Raw genomic sequence first — 12,756 nt, forward strand, 5'->3', positions numbered from 1 at the left:
AGATTCTCCTCGGGTGGTTCAGGGCTTCAGAGCGGGGCGTCGACGTCGACGAGCACACGCTCGCCGTCGACGGTCACGGGGTAGACGGGGACGGGTCGGACGGCGGGCGGCGACAGCGGCTTGCCGGTGCGCAGGTCGAACCGCGACCCGTGCAGCCAGCACTCGACCGTGCAGCCCTCGACCTCGCCGTCGGACAACGAGACCGCGCCGTGCGAGCAGATGTCGCTGATGGCGTGCAGCTCACCGTCCTCGTCGCGCACGAGCGCGACCTCGACGGTGCCGGCCTCGGCCTCCAGCTCGACACGCAACGTGCCGGCGACCGGGACGTCCGAGGCGTAGCAGGCCAGCTGGGCGCTCATGCACCCTCCGGTGCGGCACCCGCCAGCTCGCTCATGGACTTCTCGAGCTCCGCCTCGATCGCGGCCAGCAGCCGCTCCTCGACCTCGGGGACACCGATCTCGTGCACGAGCTCGGCGAAGAAGCCGCGCACGACCAGGCGCCGGGCGTCCGCCTCGGGGATGCCGCGGGCGCGCAGGTAGAACAGCTGCTCGTCGTCGAACCGACCGGTCGCGCTCGCGTGGCCGGCGCCCTCGATGAGACCCGTCTCGATCTCCAGGTTCGGCACCGAGTCGGCGCGCGCGCCGTCGGTGAGGACCAGGTTGCGGTTGAGCTCGTAGGTGTCGGTGCCCTCGGCGGCGGCCCGGATCAGCACGTCGCCGACCCAGACGGTGTGCGCGCCCTCGCCCTGCAGCGCCCCCTTGTAGGTGACGCGCGAGATGCAGTTCGGCACGGCGTGGTCGACGAAGAGCCGGTGCTCCTGGTGCTGGCCGGCGTCGGCGAAGTACAGGCCGAGCATCTTCACCGACCCGCCCTCGCCGACGAACTCGGCGTCCGGCGTGACGCGGACGACCTCACCGCCGAGCGTGACGACGATGTGCTTGACGGTGGCGTCGCGACCGATGCGCAGACGGTGCGCGGAGGTGTGCACCGATCCCGCGGCCCAGTCGTGCACGGAGACCAGGGTGAGGTGCGCGCCGTCCTCGACGACGATCTCGACGGTCTCCGTCAGCGCGGCGCGGCCGATGTGGTCGATCAGCACGATGCCCTCGGACAGCGGCTCGGCGTGCACGAGCACGTGCGCCGCGGACGGCTCGAGCTCGGCGCCCTCGAGCGCGGTGCCCTCGAGGCGCACGGAGGTGACCGCCGTCGAGACCGACTCGCGCGGCAGCGTGACGACCGTGGCGCGCGGGAACGACGCCCAGGCGACGGCGGCGGCCCGGTCGCCCGGCCGGCCTGCCTGCCCGAGCCGCTCGTCGCCGCGGTCGACGACCTGCACGTCCACCTCGGGTGCCTCGACGACCGTGGTCAGCACGCCGTGGCCCGCCAGCACTCCGTCCGTGTCCGCGGCGAACAGCCCGGCGATCTTGTCGACCGGGGCGAAGCGCCACTCCTCCTCGCGGCCGTTCGGCACCGGGAAGTCCGCGACGTCGAACGACGTCGGACGTGCGGCACGCGAGGCCTCCGGCACCACGGGCCCGCCGTGGGTGTGGGCCCCGTCGGCGACGGCGCGCGAGTGGTCGGTCGACAGGCCGGCAGCGGCCTGCTCGTTCGTGGTGGTCGTCATCAGCCGACGGCCCCTTCCATCTGCAGCTCGATCAGGCGGTTCAGCTCGAGGGCGTACTCCATGGGCAGCTCACGCGCGATGGGCTCGACGAACCCGCGCACGATCATGGCCATGGCCTCGGTCTCGGGCATGCCGCGGGACATCAGGTAGAACAGCTGGTCCTCGCTCACCCGGGACACCGTGGCCTCGTGGCCCATCGACACGTCGTCCTCGCGGACGTCGACGTACGGGTAGGTGTCCGAGCGGGAGATCTGGTCGACGAGCAGTGCGTCGCACAGCACGTTGGACGCCGATCCGCTGGCGCCCTCGAGGATCTGGACCAGGCCGCGGTACGAGGTCCGGCCGCCACCACGGGCGACCGACTTGGAGACGATCGAGCTCGAGGTGTGCGGTGCGGCGTGCACCATCTTCGAGCCGGCGTCCTGGTGCTGGCCGGCACCGGCGAACGCGATCGACAGCGTCTCGCCGCGCGCGTGCTCACCCATGAGGTAGATCGCCGGGTACTTCATGGTGACCTTCGAGCCGATGTTGCCGTCGACCCACTCCATGGTGGCGCCCTCGGCCGCCGTGGCCCGCTTCGTCACGAGGTTGTAGACGTTGTTCGACCAGTTCTGGATCGTCGTGTACCGCACGCGGGCGTTCTTCTTCACGATGATCTCGACGACCGCCGAGTGCAGCGAGTCGGAGCTGTAGACCGGGGCCGTGCAGCCCTCGACGTAGTGCACGTACGAGCCCTCGTCGGCGATGATCAGCGTCCGCTCGAACTGGCCCATGTTCTCGGTGTTGATCCGGAAGTAGGCCTGCAGCGGGATCTCGACGTGCACGCCCGGCGGGACGTAGACGAACGAGCCGCCCGACCACACGGCGGTGTTGAGCGAGGCGAACTTGTTGTCGCCGGGCGGGATGACCGAGCCGAAGTACTGCTCGAAGATCTCCGGGTGCTCGCGCAGCGCGGTGTCGGTGTCCAGGAAGATGACGCCCTGCTCCTCGAGCGACTCCTGGATCTGGTGGTAGACCACCTCGGACTCGTACTGCGCGGCGACACCGGCGACAAGGCGCTGCTTCTCGGCCTCGGGGATGCCGAGCCGGTCGTACGTGGACTTGATGTCCTCGGGCAGGTCCTCCCAGCTGGCGGCCTGCTTCTCGGTGGAGCGCACGAAGTACTTGATGTTGTCGAAGTCGATGCCCGACAGGTCCGCGCCCCACCAGGGCATGGGCTTCTTGTCGAACAGACGCAGCGACTTCAGCCGGGTCTTGAGCATCCACTCCGGCTCGTTCTTCAGCGCGGAGATCTCCCGCACGACGGCCTCGGACAGGCCGCGCCTGGCCGTGGCACCTGCGACGTCGGCGTCGTGCCAGCCGTAGGTGTAGTTCCCGATCGAGGCGATGGCCTCGTCCTGGGTCAGCGGCGCCGGGGCCGCGTTGTCGGTCGGTGCACTCATGCTGTCGGTCCTTCCACGGGTGCAGGGCTGGTGGGGGTCTGCGGCTGCGCACCGCCCGCCACGACGGGGCGGGACGGGGCGATGCCGGTCGGGATGTTCGTGGTGCAGACGTGGCCGCCGCCGGCCAGCGTCGCGAGTCGCTGCACGTGCACGCCGAGCAGGTCGGAGAAGGCCCGCGCCTCGGCCTCGCACAGCTGGGGGAACTCGTGGGCGACGTCCTGCACGGGGCAGTGCCCCTGGCACAGCTGCACGGCGGTCGCCCCGGGGACAGGGCGTGCGGTGGCGGCGTAGCCGTCGGCGCTCAGCCCGGTGGCGAGGGCCTGCGTGCGTGCCGCGACGTCCTCCCCCGCTGCCGTGACCGCGGGCAGGTGGCGCGAGGCGAGGTCGAGGACGCGACGCTGCGCGAAACGAGCGACGGCCTCCTCGCCGGCGGTCTCGGTGAGGAATCGCAGGGCCTGGGTGGCGAGCTCGGAATAACGGTGCGCGAGCGCATCCTGACCCTGGTGGGTCACGACGTAGCGACGGGCCGGGCGACCGCGACGGGTGGGCCCGCCCGTCAGTCCCTCGTGCACGCCGATCTGCTCCTGCGACTCCAGGTGCGCGAGGTGCCGCCGGATCCCGGCGGTCGTCAGCTCGAGACGGGCGGCGAGCTCGGCTGCGGTCACGGGTCCGACGGACGCGACGAGGTCGAGCACCCGACGGCGCGTGCCGGCATCCGGGTCGGGGGCCTGGGCGGTCACGGCGTCCGGTCGGGTGCCGCGGGGATCGAGCGTTCCGGGCAGTGCCATGTCGACCACCTCACCCTCGTCCCGTCGTGCACGCATTTGGCAACATCGTTGTTGCCTTATTGGTTCCTGGCAAGCAAGGTCACCCTTCCTCCGACGTGGCGGTCGTCACCACCCCACGGCCGAGCCGCACCTGACGCGCGGTCCGCGGGACCTAGACTCCCTGCGTGCACGACTCCCCTGCCGTCGAGATCAGCGGTCTCGTCAAGCGGTACGACGGCCGGGCCGTCGTCAACGGCCTCGACCTCGTGGCCCACCGCGGGCAGGTCACCGCGGTGCTCGGCCCGAACGGGGCCGGCAAGACCACGACGATCGAGTGCTGCGAAGGCCTGCGCACCCCGGACGAGGGCACCGTCCGCGTCCTGGGACTCGACCCCGTGGCCGACGCCCGGCTCCTGCGCCCCCGGGTCGGCGTGATGCTCCAGGACGGCGGCCTGCCGACCGCGGTGCGCCCCCGCGCGCTGCTCGAGCACCTCTCCCGGATGTACGCCGACCCTCGCTCCCTGGACGAGCTCGACGAACGGCTCGGCCTGGCTGCGTTCGCCCGCACGAGCGTGCGCCGTCTCTCCGGCGGGCAGCGCCAGCGGCTCGCGCTCGCCGCCGCCCTGGTCGGCCGACCCGAGCTGGTCTTCCTCGACGAGCCGAGCGCCGGCATGGACCCGCAGTCCCGGCACGCCGTCTGGGAGCTGGTCCGCGAGCTGCGCGACGACGGCGTGGCCGTCGTGCTGACCACCCACCTCATGGACGAGGCCGAGGACCTCGCCGACCGCGTGCTCGTGGTCGACCACGGTGAGGTCATCGCCGAGGGGACCGTGCGCGAGCTCGTGCAGGACAGCTCGGACCGCACGCTGCGCTTCGAGGCCGCCACCGGCCTCGCCGAGCACGTGCGCACCGCCCTGGGCGACGAGCTCGTCGTCACCGAACCGGCGCCCGGCAGCTACACGGTCACCGGGGCCGTCGACCCCGACGTCGTGGCGCGGCTCGCCGCCGAGGCAGCGACCCGGGACGTCCTGCTCACCCGGCTGACCGTGGGCCGGCGCACGCTCGAGGACGTGTTCCTCGACCTGACGGGACGGAACCTGCGATGAGCGCGACGACCCCACCGACCACCCCGACGCCAGCGCACGCCGGTGCCGCCCCGGGTCGGCGCCGGGTGCTCGCCCAGACCCTGTTCGAGACCCGTGCCATCCTGCGCAACGGGGAACAGCTCCTGCTCGCGATCGTGATCCCCGTCGTCGCGCTCGTCGGTCTGACGCGGGCGACCTTCGTCGAGCTGGACACCGGCGGCGCGTCCCGCATCGACTTCCTCACCCCCGGCGTGCTCGCGCTGGCCGTCATGAGCTCGGCCTTCACCTCCCAGGCGATCGCCACCTCGTTCGACCGCCGCAACGGCGTGCTGCGGCTGCTGGCGACCACACCCCTCGGACGCGGCGGGCTGCTGGCCGGCAAGGTCCTCGGCGTGCTGCTCGTCGAGGTCGTCCAGGTCACCGTCATCACCCTCACGGCCCTGTGGCTCGGCTGGCAGCCGGACCCGGCCGGCACCGTGCCGGCCGTCGTGTCCGTCGTGCTCGGCACGGCCGCATTCACCGCGCTCGCCCTGCTGCTGGCCGGCACGCTGCGCGCCGAGGCGGTGCTCGCGGTCGCCAACCTCGTCTGGCTGCTGCTCGCCGTCGCCGGTGGCGTCGTGCTGCCCGCCGACCAGCTGCCCGGCCCGATGGCGCACCTCGCCCTGCTCCTTCCGTCCGGGGCACTCGGCGAGGCGCTGCGCGAGTCGCTCCTGCACGGCACGCTGCCCGCCTGGTCCGTGGTCGTGCTGCTCGGCTGGACGGCCGCCCTCGGCTGGGGTGCCGGCCGGCTGTTCCGCTGGCACTGACGGCTCGCACCGGCCACCGGCACACCGACCCCTCGCGCCGTCAGCATGCGCCGACGCCGCGCGCCGTAGGCTGGCCGGGTGAGCGCCGCACCGCCCAGCCCGACGACCAGCACGCCTGCGCCGACCGTCGCACCCGGCGGGCTCGCCCGCTGGACGCACGCGGCCCTCGTGGCGAACCTCGCCGCCCAGATCCTCATCATCGGCACGGGCGGTGCGGTCCGGCTGACCGGCTCGGGCCTGGGGTGCTCCACCTGGCCGCAGTGCGAGCCCGGCGAGTTCACGCCCCGGCTGCACGACGCGGCCACGATCCACCCGTTCATCGAGTTCGGGAACCGGACGCTGACGGGCGTGCTGACCGTCGTCGCCCTGGCGGTGGCCGTGCTCGTCTGGCGGGAGCGGACCCGCAGCAGGTCCTTCCGGGTGCTCGGGCTCGTCCCGCTGCTCGGCGTGCTCGTGCAGGCCGTGCTCGGCGGCATCACCGTGCTCGTCGACCTGCATCCCGCCGTGGTCGGTTCGCACATGTTCATCTCGATGGGTCTGGTCGCCGTCTCGACGGTGCTCGTGGTGCGCTGGGGCGAGCTCGACGGCCCCGCGCGGCCCCTCGTGCCGGAGCGCGTGGTCCGACTCGGGCAGCTCCTCGCGGTTCTCGGTGTCGCGGTCGTCGCGCTCGGCATCGTGACGACCGGCGCGGGTCCGCACTCGGGCGACAACGAGGTGGGCTACCGGTTCGCCCTCGACCCGTACCTGGTCGCCAAGGTGCACGCGCTGTCGGTGTGGGCGTTCGTGCTCGTGCTGGCCGCGCTCCTGGTGAGCCTGCGGACCGGCCCCCGCCGGGCGCGACGCGCCGCCTTCGTCCTGCTCGCGGTGACGCTGGCGCAGGCGGTCGTCGGCTACGTGCAGTTCTTCACGGGTCTGCCGATCGCCCTGGTCAACCTGCACATGGTCGCAGCCGCCGGGCTGATGGCCGTCGGCACCTGGTTCCTGCTCACCCTGCGGGAGCGGACTCCCGCCGCCGAGAGGTGTGTGTCGTAGGTCACAGGTAGCGTCGCCCGCATGTCTGACGCGATCATCGCGCGTGGCCTCGTCAAGCACTACGGCGGCGTCATCGCGCTCGACGGAGTCGATCTGACGGTTCGGCAGGGCTCGGTGCTCGGCCTGCTGGGACCCAACGGTGCGGGCAAGACGACCATCGTCCGCATCCTCACCACGTTGCTCAAGCCCGACGCCGGCGAGGCGACGGTTGCCGGGGCCGACGTGCGCACCCACCCCGCCGACGTGCGTCGGCGCATCGGCCTGTCCGGCCAGTACGCGGCCGTCGACGAGTACCTCACCGGCTTCGAGAACCTCGACATGATCGGCCGGCTCTACCACCTGGGCGCGGCAAGCTCCCGCGCGCGGGCCCGTCGGCTGCTGTCGGAGTTCCGCCTCGAGGACGCCGCGGACCGGCCGGCACGCACCTACTCCGGCGGCATGCGTCGTCGCCTCGACCTGGCAGGCGCCCTCGTGGCCGACCCTCCGGTGCTCTTCCTCGACGAGCCGACCACAGGCCTCGACCCGCGCGGGCGCACCGACATGTGGGACGTCATCCAACAGCTCGTCGCCGGCGGCACCACGTTGCTGCTCACGACGCAGTACCTTGAGGAGGCCGACCTGCTCGCGGACGAGATCGTCGTCATCGACCACGGCCGGATCATCGCCCAGGGAACTTCCGACGAGCTCAAACGGCAGGTCGGCGGCGAGCGCCTCGAGCTCACGCTCGCCGACGCCACCCGCCTCTCCGAGGTCGAGCAGCTCCTCGCGCCGATCGGCGCGGAGGCCGCGACCATCGACCCCGGCCGCCGATCGTTGCTCATGCCGGTCTCGCACGGCCCCACGAGCCTGGCCGACGCCCTCCGGCTGCTCGACGGGACCGGGATCGGTCTCGACGACATCGGGTTGCGGCGCCCCACCCTCGACGACGTCTTCCTCTCCCTCACCGGGCGCACCACCCAGGAGGAGCAGGAGGCCGATGCAGCCACCGCCAGCACGGCCTCCGGGGGCCGCCGGCACGCCGGCACCACGGACGGAGGTCGGTCATGAGCCTGCCCCACGTGCTCAGCGACGCCACGGTCGTCGCCAAGCGCAACATCATCAAGATCAAGCGGGTCCCCGACCTGCTGGTGTTCACCACGCTCTCGCCGATCATGTTCGTCCTGCTGTTCTCCTACGTCTTCGGCGGCGCGATCGACCAGCAGGGCGGTGGCGACGCCTATCGCGAGTTCCTCATGGCGGGGATCTTCGCGCAGACCGTCATCTTCGGGGCCACGATCACCGGCGCCGGGCTGGCCGAGGACGTCAAGAAGGGCATCATCGACCGCTTCAGGTCCCTGCCGATGGCCCCGTCCGCGGTCCTCACCGGCCGCACGATCTCCGACGTCGTCAACAACGTGATCGTGCTGCTCGTGATGTCCCTCACCGGGCTGCTCGTCGGCTGGCGCATCCACTCCTCGGTGCCCGAGGCGGTCGCGGGCTACGCGCTGCTGCTCGTCTTCGCCTATGCCGTGTCCTGGATCATGGCGTGGGTCGGCATGCTCGTGCCGAGCCCGGAGGTCGTGAACAACGCCTCGTTCATCGTGATCTTCCCGCTCACGTTCGTCGCCAACACGTTCGTGCCGCTCGAGACCCTGCCAGCGCCCCTGCAGACGTTCGCCGAGTGGAACCCGGTGTCGGCCGCCACGCAGTCGGCACGGGAGCTGTTCGGCAACATCCCGCCCGGCGTGCCGGAGCCCACCGCCTGGCCGCTGCAGCACGCCGAGCTCTACACCCTGCTCTGGTCGGCGGCCTTCCTGCTGGTCTTCGTCCCGCTGGCCAACGCCCAGTACCGGGTCTCGACGAGCCGTTGAGCACGGCGTCCACTCATCGCCGGGCCCGCTCCGGCCCATCACCGAGCACGTGCAGGGCGCCGCGCAGGACCGAGCCGGAGCACACGAGGGGCGGGGAGGACGTGAGTCCACACCCGCCCCTCGAGGCGCACCGCCGGCGCGTCAGCCCAGAGCGACCCGCTCGAGCGTCGACCACCCGCGGGCCCGGGCAGCAGCCGCGGCGAGCACACCCGTGACGGTCGTCGGGCTGTGCAGCCGACCGGCCAGGACCGCGTCGACCGCGTCGTCGAGCGGCACCCACACGGGCACCATGAGCGCCTCCTCGTCGGTGCGCTCGAACAGCTCGTGATCCGGCACCGCGCTCAGGTCACGGGCGAGGAACACCACGATGCGCTCGTTGGAGCCGCCCGGCGTCGTGAAGACCTCCACGAGCCGCCACCAGGACGCGGCACGCAGGTCCGCCTCCTCGGCCAGCTCCCGCGCCGCGGCGAGCACGAGCTCCTCACCCTCGACGTCCAGCAGTCCCGCCGGCGGCTCCCACAGGTCGTGCCGCACCGGGTGCCGGTACTGCTGCAGGAGCAGCACCCGGTCCTGCTCGTCGAGCGCGATCACGGCCACCGCGCCGGGGTGGTCGACGAACTCGCGCAGCACCTGGGACTCCCCCAGGTCGACGACCTCGCCGCGCAGGTCCCACACCTTGCCGCGGTGGATGAGGTCACCCTCGACCACCGGGCGCGGCGCGAGACGGTCGACCAGCCAGTCGTCGCTCACGCCCGGCTCACTCGTCATCGGTCCGCTGGGCGAGCGCCGCGCCGATCAGACCGGCGAACAGCGGGTGCGACCGGGTCGGACGGGACTTGAACTCGGGGTGCGCCTGCGTCGAGACGTAGTACGGGTGCACGTCACGCGGCAGCTCGACGAACTCCACGAGGGAACGATCCGGTGACACGCCGGAGATGACCAGCCCGGCCTGCTCGAGCTTGTCGCGGTAGGCGTTGTTCACCTCGTACCGGTGACGGTGCCGCTCGGAGACCCGCGTCGCCCCGTACGCCTCGGCCGTGATGGAACCCTCCGTCAGGACCGCGTCGTACGCACCGAGGCGCATCGTGCCGCCCAGGTCCCCGGCACCGCCGACGATCGCGAGCTGCTCCTCCATGGTCGCGATGACCGGGTGCGCCGGGTCGTCGTCGAACTCGGACGACGAGGCGCCGTCGAGCCCCAGGACCGTGCGGGCGTACTCGATGACCATGCACTGCAGGCCCAGGCAGATGCCGAGCGTGGGCACCTTGTTCTCGCGCGACCACCGCAGCGCACCGAGCTTGCCCTCGATGCCACGCACGCCGAACCCGCCGGGCACGAGCACCGCGTCGACACCCTCGAGCGCGCTCTGCGCCCCCTCGGGCGTCTGGCAGTCGTCCGAGGTGACCCAGCGGATGACGACCTTCGCATCGTGGTGGAACCCGCCGGCGCGCAGCGCCTCGGTGACGGACAGGTAGGCGTCGGGCAGGTCGATGTACTTGCCGACCAACGCGACCTCGACGCGGTGGGCGGGCTGGTGCACACGCTGCAGCAGCTCGTTCCACCCGCTCCAGTCCACGTCACGGAACGGCAGACCCAGCCGCTGCACCACGTAGGCGTCCAGGCCCTCGGCGTGCAGGACGCGCGGGATGTCGTAGATGCTCGGCGCGTCCTTGGCCGTCACCACGCCCTCGACGTCGACGTCGCACATGAGCGCGATCTTCGCCTTGATGCCCTGCGGCACGTCCCGGTCGGCCCGCAGCACGATGGCGTCGGGCTGGATGCCGATGCTGCGCAGCGCGGCCACCGAGTGCTGGGTCGGCTTGGTCTTCAGCTCGCCCGACGGTCCGATGTACGGCACGAGGGACACGTGCAGGAAGAACACGTTGTCGCGGCCGAGGTCGTGGCGCACCTGGCGTGCGGCCTCGAGGAACGGCTGCGACTCGATGTCGCCGACGGTCCCGCCGATCTCGGTGATGATCACGTCGACGTCTTCGCCGGCCTGCGAGCGCATGCGCGACTTGATCTCGTCGGTGATGTGCGGGATCACCTGGACGGTGTCGCCGAGGTACTCCCCGCGACGCTCCTTGGCGATCACCTGGGAGTAGACCTGACCGGTGGTCACGTTGGCCGAGCCGACCAGGTCCACGTCGAGGAACCGCTCGTAGTGGCCGACGTCGAGGTCCGTCTCGGCGCCGTCCTCGGTGACGAAGACCTCACCGTGCTGGAACGGGTTCATGGTGCCGGGATCCACGTTGAGGTACGGGTCCAGCTTCTGCATCGTGACCCGCAGGCCACGGGAGCGAAGGAGTCGACCGAGGCTGCTGGCGGTCAATCCCTTACCGAGAGAGGACGCCACCCCCCCGGTGACGAAGATGTGCCGGGTCGAGATGTCCGACCGCCCGGAGGATCGATGCGCGCGCTCTGTCACGGACTTCCACCCTACCCGAGGTCGGACGAGCGGTCGTCACGCCGCACGGGTGAGTCACGCCACGTCGGCTGGGCCGGTCGCTGGTCGACCCGCACCAGGTCGCGCACCGTGCCGCCGTCCAACGCCAGGAGTGCCGCCGCCACCACGAGCGCCGCGAGCACACCGCCGCCGGCGCCCGCGCCGATCGCGGACGCCCAGCCGTGCCCGCTGAGCGAGAGCACCGAGTCGGTCACCCACCGACCGATGGCGGCGCCGAGCACCCCCGCGGCCACCAGCACGAACACCGTGCGCAGCAGGCCGTCGAGCGAGCGCGGACCTGCGGCGCGGCGCAACGCCACGAGCGTCGCCACCCCACCGAGCAACATCCCGATCGAGCTCGCCCCGCCGAGGAGGACCAGGGTGCTCGGTGCGTCCGGTGCGCTCGGCACCAGCCATGCGCCGAGCGCGATGGCCGCGAGCGCGGCGCCGACCCACCCGACGGCGGTCGAGGCGACCGCCAGGCGCCCCCTTTCGAGGGCGTACAACGACCGCGAGCCGTGGAAGACGACCGCGAAGCCGAGCAGGCCGGGCAGCATCCAGCTCAGGGTCGGTGCCATCGCCGCGACGAGCTCCGGGGACCGCCCCTGGTTGAGCTTGAGGAAGAGGTCGGCGACCGCCGGCGCGGCGGCGGCCAACGCCGCGGCACCGATCGCCGCGGCAGCCAGCACCGCGCGCGTCGTCCGCGAGGCGAGATGAGCGAAGCCGGCCCTGTCTCCCTCGGAGGCCCGTGACGCCATGCGCGGGAAGGTCGCGGTCGCCAGGGGCACGACCAGCACCGCGTACGGGAGCAGGTAGACCGCCTGGGTCCACAGGAACACGGAATACGTGCCCTCGTCACCGCGCGCGAACGCGACCTTCATCGTCACGAGAACCGAGAGCTGCTGGGCGAGCACCGCACCGACACCGGCGAACGCGAGGGACCGCACCCGCCTGCCGACGCCGTCGGGGAACCGGAGCGTCGGCCGCAGCCGCACCCCCAGCCGCCGCACCGGGACCAGCATCGGGAAGCACATCGCCGCGACACCCGCGGTCGTACCCCAGGCCAACCAGCTCAGGGCACCGGGCTCCAGGGCGCCCGAGTCGTCCTGCTCGCCGTGCGCGAGGCTCCCGTACACGAGGTAGGCGACGATGACGACCACCGAGGACAGGATCGGTGCGAAGGCCGGCCAGAAGAACTTGCGGTGCGCCTGCAGCACCCCGTACAGCAGCACGGTCGTCCCGTAGATCGGCACCTGCACCGCGAAGACCAGGACGAAGAACTGCACGAGAGCGACCTGGCTCGGGTCCGGGTCCCGCAGCAGCAGAGGTCCGACCAGACCCGAGACCGCAGCCAGCAGCAGACCCAGCGGGACCAGCACGAGCAACGTCCACCCGAGCGTGGCCGAGGCGGTCGCATCGACGGTCCGTCGGTCCCTGGCGGCGATCGGCCCGACGAGCACCGGCACGATCGCTCCCGCGAGCGCCCCACCGGCCGCGACCTCGAACAGCACGTTGGGCAGGGTGTTGGCCGCGTTGTACGCCCCACCGATCGCCCCGGAACCCAGCGCGTGCGCCTGCACGCCCCACCGGGCGAAGCCGAGCAGTCGGCTGACGACCGTGACGCCCGCGATCATCGCCGCAGCACCGGCCAGCCCACCGAGCACCTGTCCGGCCCGCCGCACGAGCGCCGGGCTCACCGGTGCC

The 12,756-nt window shown here is 72.1% G+C and carries 12 protein-coding genes; 5 read left to right on the plus strand and 7 right to left on the minus strand.

All coding sequences use genetic code 11. The annotated features are described in order from the left end of the window. Positions 1-26 precede the first annotated feature (26 nt). Genes BKA22_RS18210 through BKA22_RS18225 form a run of 4 tightly spaced genes read right to left on the minus strand, consistent with a single transcriptional unit; the run spans position 27 to position 3,854 of the window. Positions 27-359, minus strand: coding sequence for a non-heme iron oxygenase ferredoxin subunit (locus BKA22_RS18210; RefSeq protein WP_146954310.1), 333 nt, complete (start codon positions 357-359; stop codon positions 27-29). Next, positions 356-1,624 (minus strand): Fe-S cluster assembly protein SufD, encoded by a 1,269-nt coding sequence (gene sufD, locus BKA22_RS18215; RefSeq protein WP_146954309.1) that lies wholly within the window; start codon positions 1,622-1,624, stop codon positions 356-358. The genes BKA22_RS18210 and sufD overlap by 4 nt, the downstream gene beginning before the upstream one ends. Next, positions 1,624-3,066: a Fe-S cluster assembly protein SufB gene (sufB, locus tag BKA22_RS18220; RefSeq protein WP_146954308.1), complete on the minus strand. Its 1,443-nt coding sequence runs from the start codon at positions 3,064-3,066 to the stop codon at positions 1,624-1,626. The genes sufD and sufB overlap by 1 nt, the downstream gene beginning before the upstream one ends. Continuing rightward, complete coding sequence (locus BKA22_RS18225) at positions 3,063-3,854, minus strand: helix-turn-helix transcriptional regulator (RefSeq protein ID WP_146954307.1); 792 nt, start codon at positions 3,852-3,854, stop codon at positions 3,063-3,065. The genes sufB and BKA22_RS18225 overlap by 4 nt, the downstream gene beginning before the upstream one ends. 164 nt (positions 3,855-4,018) lie before the next feature. On the opposite strand from BKA22_RS18225, the gene BKA22_RS18230 reads away from it, so the two are divergent. The 5 genes from BKA22_RS18230 to BKA22_RS18250 all read left to right on the plus strand — a co-directional run bounded on the left by BKA22_RS18230 (position 4,019) and on the right by BKA22_RS18250 (position 8,606). Next, a complete protein-coding gene (locus BKA22_RS18230; protein WP_146954306.1) occupies positions 4,019-4,939 on the plus strand; it encodes an ABC transporter ATP-binding protein in 921 nt (306 codons plus the stop codon). Further along, a complete protein-coding gene (locus BKA22_RS18235; protein ID WP_146954305.1) occupies positions 4,936-5,724 on the plus strand; it encodes an ABC transporter permease in 789 nt (262 codons plus the stop codon). The genes BKA22_RS18230 and BKA22_RS18235 overlap by 4 nt, the downstream gene beginning before the upstream one ends. Before the next feature lie 78 nt (positions 5,725-5,802). Then, the gene (locus BKA22_RS18240) at positions 5,803-6,756 is read left to right on the plus strand and encodes a COX15/CtaA family protein (RefSeq protein ID WP_146954304.1); all 954 of its coding nucleotides are present in this window, start codon (positions 5,803-5,805) and stop codon (positions 6,754-6,756) included. Positions 6,757-6,777: 21 nt separating this feature from the next. Further along, entirely contained in the window at positions 6,778-7,803 is a 1,026-nt protein-coding gene (locus BKA22_RS18245; RefSeq protein WP_146954303.1) for an ATP-binding cassette domain-containing protein, read from the plus strand. Next, positions 7,800-8,606 carry an ABC transporter permease gene (locus tag BKA22_RS18250; protein ID WP_146954302.1) on the plus strand — a complete coding sequence of 269 codons (807 nt, stop codon included), beginning with the start codon at positions 7,800-7,802 and terminating at the stop codon, positions 8,604-8,606. The genes BKA22_RS18245 and BKA22_RS18250 overlap by 4 nt, the downstream gene beginning before the upstream one ends. A 141-nt stretch (positions 8,607-8,747) precedes the next feature. Here the strand turns inward: BKA22_RS18250 and BKA22_RS18255 are convergent, their stop codons facing one another. The 3 genes from BKA22_RS18255 to murJ are packed head-to-tail and all read right to left on the minus strand — an operon-like array spanning position 8,748 to position 12,749. Continuing rightward, positions 8,748-9,374: an NUDIX domain-containing protein gene (locus BKA22_RS18255; protein ID WP_146954301.1), complete on the minus strand. Its 627-nt coding sequence runs from the start codon at positions 9,372-9,374 to the stop codon at positions 8,748-8,750. Then, entirely contained in the window at positions 9,364-11,034 is a 1,671-nt protein-coding gene (gene pyrG / locus BKA22_RS18260) for a CTP synthase (RefSeq protein WP_146954300.1), read from the minus strand. Before pyrG ends, BKA22_RS18255 begins: the two co-directional genes overlap by 11 nt. 11 nt (positions 11,035-11,045) lie before the next feature. Beyond that, a complete protein-coding gene (gene murJ / locus BKA22_RS18265; protein ID WP_146954299.1) occupies positions 11,046-12,749 on the minus strand; it encodes a murein biosynthesis integral membrane protein MurJ in 1,704 nt (567 codons plus the stop codon). Between the last annotated feature and the right edge of the window lie 7 nt (positions 12,750-12,756).

The organism is Cellulomonas soli (assembly GCF_013409305.1).
GTDB lineage: Bacteria > Actinomycetota > Actinomycetes > Actinomycetales > Cellulomonadaceae > Cellulomonas > Cellulomonas soli.

Coding starts and splice junctions, on each gene's coding strand:
- BKA22_RS18245 (WP_146954303.1), top strand. CDS start 6,778: ATGTCTGACGCGATCATCGCGCGTGGCCTCGTCAAGCACTACGGCGGC.
- sufD (WP_146954309.1), bottom strand. CDS start 1,624: ATGACGACCACCACGAACGAGCAGGCCGCTGCCGGCCTGTCGACCGAC.
- BKA22_RS18225 (WP_146954307.1), bottom strand. CDS start 3,854: ATGGCACTGCCCGGAACGCTCGATCCCCGCGGCACCCGACCGGACGCC.
- BKA22_RS18235 (WP_146954305.1), top strand. CDS start 4,936: ATGAGCGCGACGACCCCACCGACCACCCCGACGCCAGCGCACGCCGGT.
- BKA22_RS18210 (WP_146954310.1), bottom strand. CDS start 359: ATGAGCGCCCAGCTGGCCTGCTACGCCTCGGACGTCCCGGTCGCCGGC.
- BKA22_RS18250 (WP_146954302.1), top strand. CDS start 7,800: ATGAGCCTGCCCCACGTGCTCAGCGACGCCACGGTCGTCGCCAAGCGC.
- BKA22_RS18255 (WP_146954301.1), bottom strand. CDS start 9,374: ATGACGAGTGAGCCGGGCGTGAGCGACGACTGGCTGGTCGACCGTCTC.
- sufB (WP_146954308.1), bottom strand. CDS start 3,066: ATGAGTGCACCGACCGACAACGCGGCCCCGGCGCCGCTGACCCAGGAC.